This window comes from Stutzerimonas sp. 21-1 (assembly GCF_056336065.1).
Map to the genome: position 1 here is coordinate 3,182,262 of NZ_CM150500.1, position 17,467 is coordinate 3,199,728.

Here is a 17,467-nt window from a genome sequence, read left to right on the forward strand (position 1 = left end):
AATCCGCCAATTGCCGCTTGCCGGCCCCCTCCAGCGCCTCGTGACGGCGGGAGTCTGAATCCATGTCAAACGGTCTTCTCGCGTTCTTCGCCTTCTCCCCCATTCTGCTTGCCGCCGTCCTGCTGATCGGCCTGCGCTGGCCGGCCAAGCGCGCCATGCCGCTGGTGTACCTGCTCACTGCGGGTATTGCACTGTATATCTGGGACATGAGCTTCAACCGCGTACTCGCCTCGACCGTACAAGGTCTGGTGATCACCGCGGGCGTTCTGTGGATCATCTTCGGCGCGATCCTGCTGCTCAATACGCTCAAGCACTCCGGCGGCATCACCGCCATCCGCGCTGGTTTTACCACTATCAGCCCTGATCGCCGCATCCAGGCCATCATCATCGCCTGGCTGTTCGGCTGCTTCATCGAAGGCGCCTCCGGCTTCGGTACGCCGGCTGCCATCGCCGCACCGCTGCTGGTCGCCATCGGTTTCCCAGCCCTGGCTGCGGTCATCCTCGGCATGCTGGTGCAATCGACGCCGGTTTCCTTCGGCGCCGTCGGCACGCCGATCATCATCGGCATCAACGGTGGTCTGGACACCGCTACGCTCGGCACCCAACTGACTGCCCAAGGCTCCAGCTGGGCAGCGTTCCTGCAACTGATCACCAGTGAAGTGGCGATTCTCCACGCGCTGATCGGCACCATCATGCCGCTGATCATGGTGCTGATGCTGACCCGCTTCTTCGGCAAAGAAAAAAGCTGGAAGGCCGGCTTCGAGGTACTGCCGTTCGCCATCTTCGGCGGCCTGGCCTTCACCCTGCCCTACGTCGCCACCGGCCTCTTTCTCGGCCCGGAGTTCCCCTCCCTGCTGGGCGGCCTGATCGGCCTGGCCATCGTCACCAGCGCCGTGCGCGTCGGATTTCTGGTGCCGAAGAAGTCCTGGGACTTCGCTGATGCCAAAGACTGGCCGAGCGAGTGGCTCGGCAGTATCGAGATGAAGCTTGAGGACCTGACCGCCAAGCCGATGAGCACCTTCCGTGCCTGGCTGCCGTACGTACTGGTCGGCGCGCTGCTGGTGATCAGCCGCACCATTCCCGAAGTCGGCGCGTTCATGAAGTCCATCGTGGTGGTGTTTCCGGACATCCTCGGCGAGGCCGGCATCAAGGCCGACTTCATGCCGCTGTACCTGCCGGGCGGCATCTTGGTCGCCGTGGTTCTCGCCACCTTCTTCCTGCACGGCATGAAGGTTCGCGAGCTGGCCGCCGCCGTTGGCGAATCGAGCAAGGTGCTGGTCGGCGCCGGCTTCGTCCTGCTGTTCACCGTGCCGATGGTGCGCATCCTGATCAACTCCGGCGTCAACACCGCAGAACTGGCGAGCATGCCGATCACCATGGCGCGCTACGTGGCCGATAGCGTGGGCTCGGTCTATCCGCTGCTGGCGCCAAGCATCGGTGCTCTGGGCGCCTTCATCGCCGGCTCCAATACCGTCAGCAACATGATGCTCAGCCAGTTCCAGTTTGGCGTCGCGCAGAACCTCGGCATCTCCGGCGCACTGATCGTCGCCGCTCAGGCGGTAGGCGCTGCGGCGGGCAACATGGTGGCGATCCACAACGTCGTCGCTGCCTCCGCTACAGTGGGACTGCTCGGTCGCGAAGGAACTACGCTTCGCAAGACGGTATGGCCGACGCTGTACTACGTTCTGGTCTCGGGCCTGCTGACGCTGATTGCGATCTACGTGATCGGCGTGACCGACCCGCTGGTCGGAGTGTGATTCAACCGTGAAGTCTTGCCCCGCCTTACGCGGGGCAAGAGCGTTTCCAACATCCCGCAGTTTGCGGATAACCGGGCCCACCCGGAGACCAAGCCGATGAGCGAACTCTTCTACAACGCCGCGCCGAACGCCACCCGCGTCGCGCCGCCGCTGCCCAAACCACGCGAGTACCCGGCCAAGCCGAGCCAGGTTTACCTGTTCGGTACCTGTGTGGTGGATCTGTTCTATCCCGAGGCTGGCCTGGATGCCATCCGTCTGCTCGAACGCGAAGGACTGACCGTGCACTACCCGCAGGGCCAGACCTGCTGCGGCCAGCCGGCCTACACCACCGGCTATACCGACGAAGCGCGCAAGGTCGCGCGCGCGCAGCTGGCGCTGTTCGCTAACGACTGGCCGGTGGTGGTGCCCTCCGGCTCCTGCGCCGGCATGCTGCGCCACCATTATCTGGAGCTGTTCAAGGACGAGCCGGCCACGCTGAAAAAGGCCCAGGCACTGGCCGAACGCACCTTCGAGCTGGCCGAGTTCCTGCTCAACGTCTGCAAGGTCGAGTTCAAGGACGCCGGCACACCGACCAAGGTTGCCCTGCACACCTCCTGCTCGGCCCGCCGCGAGATGAACACCCACTTGCACGTGCGCGAACTGTTCACTCAGCTGAACAACGTCGAGCGCGTCGATCACGACCATGAAAGCGAGTGCTGCGGCTTCGGCGGCACCTTCTCGGTGCGCATGCCGGACATCTCCGGCGCCATGGTGCTGGACAAGACCCGCGCGCTGAAGGAGTCCGGCGCGCATGAAGTGGTCAGCGCCGACTGCGGCTGCCTGATGAACATCAACGGCTCGCTGGAGAAGCAGCGTGAAGCCCTGCGCGGCCAGCACCTGGCGAGCTTCCTCTGGCAACGCACCGGAGGTGCCCGATGAACGCCGAACAGCGCATTCCCGCGGTACAGATCGAGAACGCCGGCGATCCGGACTTCCGCGCCCGCGCGCGCAAGTCACTGAAAGACGACCAGCTGCGGCGCAACTTCCGCACCGCCATGGACTCGCTGATGACCAAGCGCGCCGCGGCCTTCAGCGATGCCGACGAACGCGAGCGGCTGCGCGAGATGGGCAACCATATCCGCGCCCGCGCACTGTCCAAGCTGCCCGAACTGCTCGAGCGGCTGGAAACCAACCTGACCCGCAACGGTGTGAAAGTGCACTGGGCGGAGACGGTGGACGAGGCGAACAACATCGTCCTCGAGATCGCCCGCGCTCACGAGGCGCGCCAAGTGATCAAGGGCAAATCGATGGTCAGCGAAGAAATGGAGATGAACCATTTCCTCGAAGGCCATGGCATCGAGAGCCTGGAATCGGACATGGGCGAGTACATCGTCCAGCTCGACCACGAGAAGCCTTCTCATATCATTATGCCGGCCATCCACAAGAACGCCGGCCAGGTCGCGTCCTTGTTCCACGACAAACTCGGCGTGGAATACACCAAGGACGTCGACCAACTCATTCAGATCGGCCGCCGCACGTTGCGCCAGAAGTTCTTCGAGGCCGACATCGGCGTCTCCGGGGTCAACTTCGCGGTGGCCGAAACCGGCACCCTGCTGCTGGTGGAGAACGAAGGCAACGGCCGCATGAGCACCACGGTGCCGCCGGTGCATATCGCCGTCACCGGCATCGAGAAGGTGGTGGAGAACCTGCGCGACGTGGTCCCGCTGCTCTCGCTGCTGACCCGCTCGGCACTGGGCCAGCCGATCACCACCTACGTCAACATGATCTCCGGCCCGCGCAAGGCGCACGAGCTGGACGGCCCGCAGGAAGTGCACCTGATCCTGCTGGACAACGGCCGCAGCCAGGCCTTCGCCGACAGCGAGCTGCGCCAGACGCTCAACTGCATCCGCTGCGGCGCCTGCATGAACCACTGCCCGGTGTACACCCGCGTCGGCGGCCATACCTACGGCGAGGTCTACCCCGGTCCGATCGGCAAGATCATCACCCCGCACATGGTCGGCCTGGACAAGGTTCCGGATCACCCCAGCGCCTCGTCGCTGTGCGGCGCCTGTGGCGAAGTCTGCCCGGTGAAGATCCCGATCCCGACCATCCTGCGCCGCCTGCGTGAGGAAAACGTCAAGGCACCGGACGATCCGCACAAGGTCATGCGCGGCCAGGGCGCCAAGTACTCCAAACAGGAACGGCTGATCTGGGCCGGCTGGCGCCTGCTCAATACCAGCCCGATGCTCTACCGCCTGTTCGGCTTCTTCGCCACCCGCCTGCGCGCCCTGACGCCGTCGAACATCGGCCCCTGGACGCAGAACCACAGCGCACCGAAACCGGCCGCCCGCTCGCTGCACGAGCTGGCCAAGGCACACCTGGAGGGCAAGCGATGAGCCTCGACCGCTGCCGCCTCAACACCCGCGTGGACAAGGCTGCGCCGTTGTCCACCCTACGCCGGCCTGCGGGCTCCGTAGGGTGGACAACAAGCGCAGCTTTTTTCCACCAACGTGCCGTTTCCGGGAGCCTGACATGAGCGCCAAAGCCAACATTCTCGCCAAGCTGAAGAAGAGCCTGGAAGGCACCACGCCTATCGTCGATGACTACGACGAGTCGCTGGTCACCCAGCCGTGGTCCTACCCCGCCGAGCAGCGTATCGCCCGTCTGCGCCAGCTGATGGAAGCGGTGCACACCGAGATCCACCTGACCACCGACGCCGCGTGGCCCGCCCTGCTCGAACAGCTGCTGCACGACCGCCAGCTGCCGAGCCTGCTAATCGCCCCGACCACGCCCTACGGCGCACGTTTCGCCGAGCATTGCGCCGGTCGTGACGGCCTGCCGACGCTCAAGGCTTACGACCGCCCGGTCGAGGAATGGAAGGACGAGCTGTTCAACGACACCCCGGCCAGCCTCACCGGCACCCTCGGCGCCATCGCCTCCACCGGCAGCCTGATCATGTGGCCGACCCGCGAGGAGCCGCGCCTGATGAGCCTGGTGCCGCCGGTACATTTCGCCATCCTCAAGGCCAGCGAAATCCACGACAACTTCTACGAGATCCAGCAGAAGTTCCAGTGGGCCGCCGGCATGCCGACCAATGCACTGCTGGTCTCCGGCCCGTCGAAGACTGCCGACATCGAGCAGGTGCTGGCCTACGGTGCCCACGGGCCGAAGGATCTGGTCGTACTGATCCTGGAGGACGCATGAACGCGGCCGCCCAGCTCGAACGTGCGCCGCTGCCGGCCGCGTTCCTCCGTGAAGTCGAACGCCTGATCCCCGCCGAACGTCGCTTCGACGACCCGGTGTCCACCCTCGCCTTCGGCACCGACGCCAGCTTCTACCGGCTGATTCCCAAACTGGTGGTGCGCGTCGAATCCGAAGCCGAAGTGATTGCGCTGCTCAAACAGGCTCACGCGGACAACGTCCCGGTGACCTTCCGGGCCGCCGGCACCAGCCTCTCCGGCCAGGCGATCAGCGACTCGGTGCTGATCGTCCTCGGCGACAACTGGAACGGCCGCGAGATACGCAACGGCGGCGAGCAGATCCGCTTGCAGCCCGGCGTCATCGGCGCCAACGCCAACGCCGTGCTGGCACCCTTCCAGCGCAAGATCGGCCCTGATCCCGCCTCGATCAACGCGGCGAAGATCGGCGGCATCGTTGCCAACAACTCCAGCGGCATGTGCTGCGGCACCGCGCAGAACAGCTACAAGACCCTCGCCGGCCTGCGCGTGGTGCTGGCCGACGGCACCGTGGTCGACAGCGAGGATACGGCCAGCGTCGCCGCGTTCCGCCAGAGCCATGCAGCGCTGCTCGAGCAACTGGCCGAACTGGGTCGCGAGACCCGCGCCAATGCCGAGCTGGCGGCGAAGATCCGCCACAAGTACCGGCTGAAGAACACCACCGGCTTCTCGCTCAATGCGCTGGTCGACTACGACGAGCCGCTGGACATCCTCAACCACCTGATGGTCGGTTCCGAAGGCACGCTGGGCTTCATCAGCGCGGTGACCTACGACACCGTGCCGGATCATCCGCACAAGGCCAGCGCGCTGGTCGTGTTCCCCGACGTGGAGAACTGCTGCCTGGCCGTGCCGGTGCTCAAGCAGCAACCGGTGTCGGCGGTGGAGCTGCTCGACCGCCGCAGTCTGCGCTCGGTCGAGCACAAGGCCGGCATGCCCGAGTGGGTAAAAGAGCTGTCGCCGACCGCCTGTGCACTGCTCATCGAATCGCGCGCGGCAACTCAGTCGCTGCTGCATGAACAGATCAACCAGATCATGGCGTCCATCGCGCACTTCCCGGTGGAAAAGCAGGTCGACTTCAGCGAAGACCCGGTGGTCTACAACCAGCTGTGGAAGATCCGCAAGGACACTTTCCCGGCGGTCGGGGCGGTGCGCCAGACCGGCACCACGGTGATCATCGAGGACGTGACGTTCCCCGTCGAACGCCTGGCCGAGGGCGTCAATCGGCTGATCGAACTGCTCGACAAGCACCGCTACGACGAGGCGATCCTCTTCGGCCATGCGCTGGAGGGCAACCTGCACTTCGTCTTCACCCAGGGCTTCGATGACCCGGCACAGGTCGCCCGCTACGAAGCCTTCATGGGCGAAGTGGCGCAGCTGGTTGCCGTCGAATTCGGCGGCGCGCTCAAGGCCGAGCACGGCACCGGGCGCAACATGGCGCCCTTCGTCGAGCTGGAATGGGGCAGCGAAGCCTACGCGCTGATGTGGAAGATCAAGCGCCTGCTCGACCCCACCGGCATCCTCAACCCGGACGTGGTGCTTTCCGAAGACCCGCAGATCCACCTGAAGAACCTCAAGCCCTTGCCGGCCGCCGACGAAATCGTCGACAAGTGCATCGAGTGCGGTTTCTGCGAGCCGGTCTGCCCGTCCAACGGGCTGACCCTGACGCCACGCCAGCGCATCGTCATCTGGCGCGACATCCAGGCGCGCAAGCGTGCCGGCGTCGATACCACGGAAATCGAGCGCCTCTACCACTACCACGGCGTGGAAACCTGCGCCGCCACCGGCCTCTGCGCCCAGCGCTGCCCGGTGGGCATCAACACCGGCGACCTGGTGCGCAAGCTGCGCGGCCGTGAGGCGAACCGAACCGGCACCGCCAACTGGCTGGCCGAGCACTTCGCCACCGCCGTGCAGGGCACCCGCTTCATGTTGCATGTGGCCAACGGCGCGCACCTGATCATGGGCACCAGGAATCTGGCCAAGCTGTCGGCGACCATGACCAATGCCAGCAAAGGGCGCGTGCCGCAGTGGACGCCCGCAACACCGCAGCCCCTGCAACGCCTGCACCTACCCAAGCCACCTACGGGCGACGAGCGCCCGCGCGTGGTCTATCTCGCTGCCTGCGTCTCCCGCGCCATGGGCCCGGCGGCGCGCGATCAGGAACAGGAGCCGCTGCTCGACAAGACCCGCAGTCTGCTGGAAAAGGCCGGCTACCAGGTGATCTTCCCCGATGAGCTGAACGATCTGTGCTGCGGCCAGCCGTTTGCCTCCAAGGGCTATGCCGAGCAGGGCGAACGCAAGCGTCAGGAGATGCTCGACGCGCTGCTCAAGGCCAGTCGCGGCGGGCTGGACCCGATCTACTGCGACACCAGCCCCTGCACGCTGCGCCTGGTTCAGGGCCTGACCGATCAGCGCCTCGATATGTACGACCCGGTGCGTTTCATCCGCACCCATCTGCTCGACCGGCTGGACTTCGTCCCGCAGGACAAGCCGATCGCTGTGCACGTCACCTGCAGCACCCAGCACCTGGGTGAGGCGCAGTCTCTGATCGATATAGCCCGGCGCTGCGCCAGGGAAGTCGTGGTACCCGAAGGTATCCACTGCTGCGGCTTCGCCGGCGACAAGGGCTTCACTACACCGGAGCTGAACGAGCACGCACTGCGCAGCCTGAAGAATGCCGTGCAGATCTGCGAGGAAGGCATCTCCACCAGCCGCACCTGCGAGATAGGCCTGTCGCGTCATGGCGAGATCGACTATCACGGCCTGGTCTATCTGGTCGACCGCGTAACTCGGCCCAAGGCAGCCACGCCCGTCTGAATGACGAAACGGCCCCGTGCGCAATACCGGGGCTGTTTCGTTTGTGGCATTTCGATGAACGCTCAAGCGCAATCGCAGTCGGAATTTCAGAGCCCCTGACGGGTTCGATTCGACTCGGCGCCGCCGCTTCCGCAGTTTTCAGGCAGGCCCGGGAAGTCCACAAGACTGGAGGACCCACCATGAAAATTCACGCACTGCTCGCATCCGCCGTACTCCTCGCCAGCCCCGCCGTCTTCGCCGCTCAGGACCTGTGCCAGACCAATCTTCAGGAGATCGAAGACAACATGGCCACCCAGAGCACCACACTCGGAGAACCGGCCAAGAGCCAGGTCGAGGAACATGTCATGCAGGCCAAGCAGGCCCAGCAAGCGGGCGACACCGAGGGTTGCATCGCTCACTCCACCAAGGCCCTGCAGGAACTCAAAGGCCCCGGCAGCTCCGGCAGCGGCGGCTCCAGCGGCTCGGGTTCAGGCGCCGGCAACTGATGCACCGCGGCGGGTCCGCCCCTGGCGTTCCCGTCGCGTCCAGCTGTACATTCTGTAACCATCGTGATTAAAAAGTGATCGACACCGCGTAACGATCGCCGTACACTCACCGCCAGCACCACAAGCGACACCAGGGGCCGATTAGGATTCGACGCCGGTAACGAAACTTGAGGGGCATGCCGAGTTGGTAACAGAACTCGTAAATAAACTGTTGCAAACCTATAGTTGCCAACGACGACAACTACGAAGGGTACGCGCTAGCCGCCTAACCTTCATCTGGTCGCTTCGGCGCCAGCGGTCACTAGGGGATGCCTGTAAACCCGAAATGACCGTCAGATAGAACAGGATCGCCGCCAAGTTCGCTGTAGACGTAACGGCTAAAACTCATACAGCTCGCTCCAAGCACCCTGCCAATCGGGCGGCGCGGAGTTAACTCAGTAGATCTGGCTAAGCATGTAGAACCGATAGCGGAGAGCTGGCGGACGGGGGTTCAAATCCCCCCGGCTCCACCAATTCAACACTGAAACCCGTCTAGAACGCGGGTTTCAGACCAGATTTGATGGCATTGGATTACTCACAGTCCGTCTGTGAATCCAAAAGGTATGCCATCATGTCCAAGCGCCAAAGCAAAACGGGTGTCCCTCACCTGGTCTATCAAGCCAACACTGGCTTTCAGTACTACCTCACATTCCCGAAGCATTTCGCGGCGAACCCGAAACTGCCTGCGCAAATCCGATGGTCGCTCTCCCACGACGAAGCGCTTGCACGTGACCTCGCAAGGTATTTGAACGCCTCTTTCGAGCAGTTTCTTGCGAAGGCGACCGAGCACTACGTCGAGCTCTTTTCTGACCGCCTGCTGGCTGACCTCCAAAGGTTTCACTTGGCGGTAGCGGAAGCACTCAAATTCGCCGACCGCGTTTGGAAAGTACGCCCGTCGCCAATGAAGCTCGCGAACCAAGACCTCTCGGTCGCCCACGCTCGCATGATGAAAGAGAGTGCCGAGCGTGTGGTGCTCTATAGCCACGAGCCAGGGGGCGAAATCTTTTTCGCACTAACACCCACGCCCGCACTGGTGAAAGCGCTTGGCGCTGGGTTCGTACGCTTCGACTGGCCGCTCGGAACCTGTAATCACAACGTCGCCAGCGACGCTGCCCGGTACATTTATGCGGCCCTTGATGTGCTTGAGACTGTCCCACCCTCTCCAGGCCGCTATTCGAAAGAAACTCCTGCGTTTGCGGCGATGACGCTTTATGAATACCTGTGCCATGCCCGCCCAGATCAGGGTCGGAATCTCATGCACATCCCCCAAGCACTACCGCAGTCTCGGCAAGCTTTGCATTTTCATCTTCAGCAAGCCAACGCGATGCATTTGAAGCTACGCATCATCGATCGTGCGCTCTTGGTGCAGGAAGAGTCCGGGCTTTATGTGATGCTTATCGAACTCGATCCGCTGTGCATGAAAGCGCATCTGAGAGAAAAGAAAAGTTTTCGGATCGAGTTGCTGACTAGCTCGATCATCATTGCGGTCCTCATGCTGACCTATACGCTGCAGAAGGTTGATAAGGTGTTGTTGCGTTACTTTCAGGAAGACGATCACCAAGATCCGTACGCCCAAGCCATGCAGGAGATCGGTGACCTGGTTCGGCGGATGTTGGGATCTGCTGCAACCACCGAGCCTATGCAGACGATTCCGGAGCTGAACTCGCCGACAGATGCTGTGGCACCGCCACAGGATCCTGGCACGCTCGCGTTGCTGAATGCGCTCGGGAGCGTTCTGCCCGACGCGCAGAAGGCCAAGCTTGAAACCCTCTTTACGCAACCCTCCGTCAACGATCGCATTGTCTCGCCGGCGCGTGGTTCAAGCGCAGGGTTGAGCCTCGCAGCTTTGGTAAAGGAATACGAAGAACGGCAAATTCGTGAAGGAGCCTGGGCTAATCCGCGGACTCGCATTACCGCTCGGGCCCGCCTGGAAGGCCTGTGCGAGCTGCTTGGCGGGCACCGGCAAGTCGAAACGCTGACTCGTGCTGAATTCAACACGCTACGCGATCATCTGCGCAGCTATCCGAAGAACCGGCACCGCCTTCGCGCCACCCGTAATCAGCCGCTGAGCAAGATCATCAGCGACGGGAAATTCGAGCCGATCAATCCACGCACCGCGAAAAAGTTCTTTGAGCTGGCACGGGCGCTTGTCACCTACGCACATGATCAAGGCCACATCACCGAAAATATCGCGGCCGGATTGGCATTCAGCACCAAAGGTGCCGAGGCCCCGAGGAAGCGCACCTATAGCCCAAGCCAGATCGAGAAACTTCTTCACGGCCCGGCCTACACGCTGACCCAGCCGCCTCGCTGGCGTCTGGACGACTACAAGTTTTGGTTGCCGCTGCTTGGCCTCTATACCGGCGCGAGGCTCAGCGAGCTGTGCCAGCTACGGCTCGAAGACATTCGGCAGGAGCTCGGCGTTTGGATCATCAGCATCAATCGGACTGGGTCGAAGCAGCTCAAAACGTCCGACTCTGAACGGCTAGTGCCCATACATAAGCAGCTGATCGAAACAGGCTTCCTTGAGTATTACCAAGCGCGCTTGGCCATAGTAGAGCACGATGTGAAAGCTCCCCTTTTCGAAAATATCCGTGTCTACGGTGATCTTTCTCCTGGGCACGTTGCGAGTCGTTGGTACCTGGGCTCAAGCCAGAGCAGTCATGGCTACTTGGGGCTCTGCGGCCTCGGAGAGGAGGGCCTGACGTATCACGGCCTACGGCACACCTTTATCAACCAATTCCGCCGACAGAACCTCGACCTCGCGAAAGCTAAAGCACTCGTGGGTCACGCTGATAAAAGTACAACTGGCGGCTATGGCGACTGCTATCCGTCAGACGTCCTCAAGAACGAGCTCGACAAAATCGATTTCGGGCTTGGCTTGGATCATATCCATTACCGGCACTATCAGGAGCTACAAAAAGCACAAGGTGACTTCAAAGTTGGGCGGCCGGTGGGCACACCCTTCCCGAACGTGCGGGCTGCTAAGCGGCACTGGAAATCATACGCATAACGCCTAGCCAAACAGAGGCGGGAGCCCTGCTCCTGCCCTTTTACGCATCCCTTAATTATTGACAAAGCGTCAATAAAAGCTATCGAAGACACTTTTCCAATAGACAATCTTGACTGTTCATTTATACAGTAATAATCTCAAGCCTCATCCACCGTGAGGTATATATGAATGTAACGCCCCCTATCTCCATTCCTTTTTATAAGGGTCTGAGTCTGATCGTAGAGCCTGGCCATGAAGAGCACTTGCGAATCGCCTTGGCGAACATCTCCGCGGTAACGGACGCGATAAACCGCTTCCACTCTTCACCGTTACTTACCGAGTTCATGGACACTACGCTGTCCCGCTTCCTGCGAGAAAACACTTACGCAGGAAAGTCCGAGCATATGCTGCGGGCTCGAATGGAAAAGCTGAAGGTTATCCTGACCCGAGATAACCCTACACGCCGAGTCGCTGAGCTTGATCGAGCTGATGTGCAGCGTCTAAAGGATCAGTTGCCATTGTTACTGAAGCAGAACTCGGCTTCGGGAAGTAAAGGCGCAAACCTCACGACCTATTACCAGCTGTTCAATCGCATGCTGGACGAGGCACTGGAGAGCAAGCTGATTACCGATGCGATCAAGGTTGCTACTTGCAGTACAAAACAGGCCGAGGTCACCAAGCCATTTCTAGATAGCAACCTGATTCAGATGCTCTCCGGCTGGCCTTACCAAAAGTACCTCGCGGGCACACTGCCCAAGGTCTACCAAGACGCCAAGCCGTATCGGTTCTGGTTGCTTCCTCTCGGGCTCTACACCGGCGCGCGGCTCAATGAACTCTGCCAGCTTCGTGTGCATGATGTGATCCGGGATGTCCACGGCGTAGAACTCATCGACATAAACGATAACGGCTACAACAAGTCGCTGAAAACGGGCTCATCGGCACGGCAGATTCCGATCTGCACGAAGCTTGTGGAGATGGGTTTTATAAATTTCGTAGAAGAACGACGTCAGGCCGATGGCAACGATGCATTGCTTTTCGGCGAGCTGAGCTTTGACCCGAAGCACTTATACTCCCGCGATCCGAGTCGTTTTTTCTGCGGGCCGTGTACGGGAACGGGATACATCGGTCAGCATTGTCCGCCGGCCGTTAATGGCGGGCTCAATTTTAAAAGCCTCCGTCGTTCGTTTGCCGTCCGGCTGGAACGGTCAGGCATATCTCCGTCCACGATCGCCTATCTGCTTGGCCATGAAGGCAGCGCTCCGGAGGTCACAGCAGACCACTACTTGGAAAAGCCGCTGAGTTTGAGATTGCTTGAGCAGATGGAGCGCGGCCTGACTTACAACATCCAGACCGACGAGATTCGCTGGGAACATTTTAAAATGCTGCTCCATAGCCAGGCGGGACGCGGAAAGCGCGGGAGGAAAAGTAAGCTACAGCTTCACTAACGCATAGAGTGGGAACGATCATCGCTTGGAGATGGTTATGAGACAGGATGAATAAAAGGCCGCAACTAATCTGCGGCCTTTTTGGTTCTCAACACAACAGGAAAGAAACCGAATATCCACGCAACTCCGGGCATCGCTTGCGGCGACGGTCGGAACGCCCAATCGCTGAGCACACTCCACCATCGAAGAATTTGCATCGGCTGCGACGAGAATTCCGTGCAGTCAGCTGCTGCCACACAAATCGCACTTGAAGCGTGGGCGCTTTGGCATCAGACCGGACACCGCTTCATAACTCCCCTGTGACAGACACACGGCACGGTCACCCGGCGCATCGACACTCACTAACTGCCGCAAGCCCTACGAGTGACACGGCGACACTGCAGCACTCGAGTCATGTGACATGGCGGTCGTAAGACAAGTGTGCAGCGGCGATCGAGCCGAGTATTTATGATTGAGGCCCGGGCGGCAACGCACACGAATGGCGCAGCTCACGTCTGTGCTCAATCGCCATTTCGGCCAGGCAACGCCTGGCGGCTATGATTTGACAACAAAATTGCGGGGGCATACTTGAAGCAGCGAAGCGTTCCTTCAAGTATGCCCCCGCGCCCCATACTTGAAACCTTCAAGTATGGGGCAGTTGGGCATTTTGGGCGTTTGTGAGGTCAGCGTAACGAATGTGAAGCGAAACCGAGCAAAAAGCACAAAATGATCAACTGCCTTCGCGTAGCGGCTGCTTTTGTTGTCAAAAAAAGCTTTTTCATTCGCCGCAGGTGAATGGCTGGTTGGTCATTCGATGCAGAGCATGGCTAGTCGTTAAGGAATGACGCAGGGCCAATTCACTCCCTCCAAACCTCTGCCGTCAGCGGCAACTCATTCAGCTCAGCACGCGCCTCACGCCAGGTTGGGTAGTGCTCGGTAAGAATGGAGATGAAGCGCTCGTTATGGGTTGGCTCAAGCAGGTGAACCATCTCGTGAACGATCACGTATTCAAGTAGGTCTTTCGGCTTCTTAACCAATTCAGTGTTCAGGCGAATGTTGCCGGCTTTGTGGTTACAGCTACCCCACTTGGTCTTCATCCGCTGCAGGTAATAGCCAGCCACCTCAACCTGCAGTTTGCGCTCCCACTTCTTGATCAGCACAGGCACTACGCCATGCAACTGCTGCTTGTGCCATTCGTGCATCACTTCAGCACGCTTGAGTGCGTCACTACCGGGGCGCACCGTCAAGGTGATTCGTTTGTGGTCGAGCACCACCGCTGGCTTGGCATCCAGGTAATTCACCACCATCAGATAGCGTCGTCCCCAGATGTAGTGGCTTTCCCTTTCCACAAACTGGCGCGGTGCCTCTCGGGCCTGTGCGATTAATTTACTCCGCTGATCACGAATCCAGCCCAGTTTTGAAATCGCGTAAGCGCGTGCGACCTCAAGCCGTGTACTGGTTGGAGCGACTAGCGTGACCCGGCCCTCTGGCGGATGCACCGTCAGGTGGACATTCTTGATGTCCTTACGGGTCACCAAAATAGAAATGTCGCCCAGCTCAATAATCTCGTTCATCAATAGCCCGGTTGGTTCTTGATGATTTCAAAAATGGCCAGGGTTGCTTCACGGTCACGCCCCATCAACGGGAACAGCGCATTCAAAACCTGAGCCTCGCGTGCAGGGTCTCCACGCCAAGACGCGGGGGCTGATCCGCGCATGGCAGTATCAATGCTCAAAGCCAGCTTCACTTTTTCAGCCTCATCGCTCGGGCACTGAAAGGTTGTCGCGGCAATACTATCGAGGTTATTGAACAACACGGTGGCCTCGCGATGGCCGTTAAGAGCTGCAGGTGAGGCACCTGAGCCCTTCTGCGCCATCTGCCGAACCAGCGATTCAGCCTTGCGCAGAAACTCCTCATAGGCAGCTGCATCTTCACGACTCTGCTTGATCAGATCCTCCAGCAAGCGCGACATCCCCTCGTAGAACCTTGGGTCAGTCAACTGTTCACGGATGATGGTCTTGCGCACGTTATTGATGATGCCTTCGGCAATTGCATCCTTAGAGAGATTGCCCTTAGCGTTGAGTTTCTTGGCGATGGCATCGTGAACGCCCGTCTGGATGATCAGCTCAACCAGCGAGAAGTTATCGACTGTGCTTAAAGGGTCAGCGGGATCCGCCTGGATATAGGTATTGAGCAGGTGCCGCATGTCCGCCTCGAACGGCTTGATATCCAACTCTTCACCCGCGTTTTTTTTGATTGCCTCACGCAAGTCGGCATAAAACTGCACTTCAGTTTGCAGCCTGCCCGCTTCAGCCACCGAGTAACCCGCCTCGGTCAGGTGCTGCGCCAAATCAGCAAACGCACGCACGAATGAAGCCACGGCTTTGTAGAAGGAAATCCGCAGCGCTTCAGTCTCGTCCAGGCCATTGGCATCAGCAGCCATGCCACAGAAGTAGTGGATAAACTGCTCAACCTCGCGCGGCGGTGCCACTGGCGCACAGAGATAACTCAGTGCCTCACGGGCTGCATCCAGTTGCTTCTTGCCCTCAACCAGCCAGTTCTTCAGCTCCACGTTATTGCTACCACCGCCACCCGTATCGATATCCAACTCGTCGGAGGTATAAACAGAAATGGCATCTTGCACGTCGCCGAACAGCTCTTTGAAGTCGACGATATAGCCAAAGTCCTTGTCATCACCGTCGAGTCGGTTGGTGCGGCAAATGGCCTGAAACAGGTTGTGGTCACGCAGCTCGTTATCCAGATAGATGTACGAACAACTGGGCGCGTCGAAACCGGTTAGCAGCTTGCTCACCACGATGAGCAGCTTCAGGTTGGCCGGTTCCTCGATAAAGCGACGCTTGGTCTCTTCTTCGTAAGCCGTAGTGCTCTGGCCTTGCTTCAGAACGTACTGCGTGTAGGTATCGAACTTGTAACGTTCATCACTCTGCGCCGGCTCACGGGAGATGGCGTTATGGTTCGGCTCATACGAGGTCACAATGCCGCAGTAAGGGCCGAACGAGGTGGTTTGAAACAATCGGAAGTAATGGCAGGCATCGTAGATGCTCGCCGCCACCAGAATGGCCGTACCCCGGTCGTTGTTTAGCCGTGGCTTAAGGCTGAAGTCCTCGATGATGCTGGCGATGATGCGCTGCTTGCGCTCGCCGGCACTCATCAATGCTTCCATCGTGGCCCAGCGCTTACGCAGGATCGACTTCTGGTAGTTGTTCAAACCCTTGGTTTTCTGCTCAAACCAAGCGTCGATGGCCTTTTGTGACGTCAAACGCTGCGGCACATCACGCGCCTCATACTTAAGGTCCAGCACCACCTTGTCCGCCACAGCCTCATGGAATTTGTAGGTGTGGATATAGGTGCCAAATACATCGCGCGTGGTCTGTTTGTCTTTGCGCAGCAAGGGTGTACCGGTAAATCCGATGAACAGGGCATTAGCCAGCCACTGCTTCATCTGCCGATTCATGTCACCACCCTGGGTACGGTGGCATTCATCCACGAACACGTAAAAGCTCCCGCGCATGGGTGGCGGCGGCACGCTCAGATCAGGCTCGAACTTGTGCAGCAACGCGCACAGCAAACGCGGCGTAGTTGCGGACAGCTTCTGCACAAGATCAGCGCGAGACGTGATACGCGGCGAAGGTGAGTCATTGCCGATGACACCAGCATTGCGCATAACCCCGGAGATTTGCTTATCCAGCTCATCACGATCCGTGATCACCAGAATGCGAGCATCCGGGTCATGCTCCAGCAACCATTTGGCGATCAACACCATCAGGATGCTCTTACCACTGCCCTGGGTATGCCAAATCACCCCGCCCTCTTTCCGCCGTACGCGCTCCTGCGCAGCCTTCACTGCGGCGTATTGGTGAGCACGCGGCACCTTCTTGATGCCGGCATCGAAGATGATGAAATTGCGGATTAAATCTAGCAGGCGCGACTTCTCGCACATCTGAGCCAACGGGTTATCCAGCAAATAACCCGATTGCCCCACCTCTGCCCCAGGCAACAAGTGATAGCTCGCCGGGATCTCACGCTGGGTATTCAGCTCATCAGCTTCGGGGTTTACCGCCGCAGCCTTCCACTCAACAAAGAACTCGGCGCGAGTGGTAGCGGTGCCATAGCGCAAGCCCTGCGAGTCGCTGCCGGCAAAAACCAGCTGCACCGTACTGAAGAATCCCAGGTTGAAGATTTCCTCCTGGTTGGTGATCAGTTGGTTGATACCGTCGGCCACGTCCACCGAGCTGCGTTTCAGCTCAATAACCCCGATGGCGATACCATTCAGGTAAATCACCAAATCAGGGCGGCGCTCGTGGCCCCCGCGCAGGGTCACTTCCTCGGCGATGGCAAAATCATTGCGCTCGGGGTGCTCCCAATCGACCAGATGCACCGTCTCATGGGCCTGGCCAACGGCTACCTGAACCGGCACGCCGTAACGCAGCAACTGATAGGTCCGCAGGTTGGCCTGATACAGCGTGATACCCGTGGCATCCGCCGCCGCCATTAACCGTTGCAGCGCGGCCGATATGTGCGCATCGGAGTAGCCACGCTGCCTCAAGTTGGCCTGCAGCAACTCTGCTTCAATGTTGCGGTTTTGCCCGCGCTTGCTCCACTCGCCCAGGTAGTCGTAGCCGAGGCAATCGAGCCGCGCTTTGTCCGTAAACAAGGCCACCACTCGATTCTGGGTAAGGCGTTCGGGGCGAGGTTTCTGAGTCATCGGGTGCATCCTGCA

General features: G+C 60.0%; 10 protein-coding genes and 1 other RNA gene. 9 read left to right on the forward strand and 2 right to left on the reverse strand.

Annotation, left to right across the window (positions count from 1 at the left end; translation table 11 throughout):
• Positions 1 to 62 precede the first annotated feature (62 nt).
• The 9 genes from AC0ZJQ_RS15450 to AC0ZJQ_RS15490 all read left to right on the forward strand — a co-directional run bounded on the left by AC0ZJQ_RS15450 (position 63) and on the right by AC0ZJQ_RS15490 (position 12,747).
• On the forward strand, positions 63 to 1,757 hold the full coding sequence (locus AC0ZJQ_RS15450) for an L-lactate permease (protein ID WP_476476880.1): 1,695 nt from the start codon (positions 63 to 65) through the stop codon (positions 1,755 to 1,757).
• A 96-nt stretch (positions 1,758 to 1,853) separates the two neighbouring features.
• Entirely contained in the window at positions 1,854 to 2,675 is an 822-nt protein-coding gene (locus AC0ZJQ_RS15455; RefSeq protein WP_167134610.1) for a (Fe-S)-binding protein, read from the forward strand.
• Positions 2,672 to 4,132, forward strand: coding sequence for a LutB/LldF family L-lactate oxidation iron-sulfur protein (locus AC0ZJQ_RS15460; RefSeq protein WP_167134608.1), 1,461 nt, complete (start codon positions 2,672 to 2,674; stop codon positions 4,130 to 4,132). The genes AC0ZJQ_RS15455 and AC0ZJQ_RS15460 overlap by 4 nt, the downstream gene beginning before the upstream one ends.
• 136 nt (positions 4,133 to 4,268) lie before the next feature.
• On the forward strand, positions 4,269 to 4,940 hold the full coding sequence (locus AC0ZJQ_RS15465) for a LutC/YkgG family protein (RefSeq protein ID WP_008568975.1): 672 nt from the start codon (positions 4,269 to 4,271) through the stop codon (positions 4,938 to 4,940).
• The gene (locus AC0ZJQ_RS15470) at positions 4,937 to 7,786 is read left to right on the forward strand and encodes an FAD-binding and (Fe-S)-binding domain-containing protein (protein WP_008568976.1); all 2,850 of its coding nucleotides are present in this window, start codon (positions 4,937 to 4,939) and stop codon (positions 7,784 to 7,786) included. Before AC0ZJQ_RS15465 ends, AC0ZJQ_RS15470 begins: the two co-directional genes overlap by 4 nt.
• A 179-nt stretch (positions 7,787 to 7,965) precedes the next feature.
• Positions 7,966 to 8,271 carry a hypothetical protein gene (locus AC0ZJQ_RS15475; protein ID WP_008568977.1) on the forward strand — a complete coding sequence of 102 codons (306 nt, stop codon included), beginning with the start codon at positions 7,966 to 7,968 and terminating at the stop codon, positions 8,269 to 8,271.
• 133 nt (positions 8,272 to 8,404) lie between these two features.
• Positions 8,405 to 8,783: a transfer-messenger RNA gene (ssrA, locus tag AC0ZJQ_RS15480) on the forward strand.
• Between the two features lie 98 nt (positions 8,784 to 8,881).
• A complete protein-coding gene (locus tag AC0ZJQ_RS15485) occupies positions 8,882 to 11,323 on the forward strand; it encodes a site-specific integrase (protein WP_476476881.1) in 2,442 nt (813 codons plus the stop codon).
• 164 nt (positions 11,324 to 11,487) lie between these two features.
• Complete coding sequence (locus AC0ZJQ_RS15490; RefSeq protein ID WP_024161748.1) at positions 11,488 to 12,747, forward strand: site-specific integrase; 1,260 nt, start codon at positions 11,488 to 11,490, stop codon at positions 12,745 to 12,747.
• Positions 12,748 to 13,583: 836 nt separating this feature from the next.
• On the opposite strand, the gene AC0ZJQ_RS15495 is transcribed toward AC0ZJQ_RS15490, so the two are convergent.
• Both AC0ZJQ_RS15495 and AC0ZJQ_RS15500 read right to left on the reverse strand, forming a co-directional pair.
• Positions 13,584 to 14,300, reverse strand: coding sequence for a M48 family metallopeptidase (locus tag AC0ZJQ_RS15495; protein WP_476476882.1), 717 nt, complete (start codon positions 14,298 to 14,300; stop codon positions 13,584 to 13,586).
• Positions 14,300 to 17,452: a type I restriction endonuclease subunit R gene (locus tag AC0ZJQ_RS15500; protein WP_476476883.1), complete on the reverse strand. Its 3,153-nt coding sequence runs from the start codon at positions 17,450 to 17,452 to the stop codon at positions 14,300 to 14,302. Before AC0ZJQ_RS15500 ends, AC0ZJQ_RS15495 begins: the two co-directional genes overlap by 1 nt.
• Between the last annotated feature and the right edge of the window lie 15 nt (positions 17,453 to 17,467).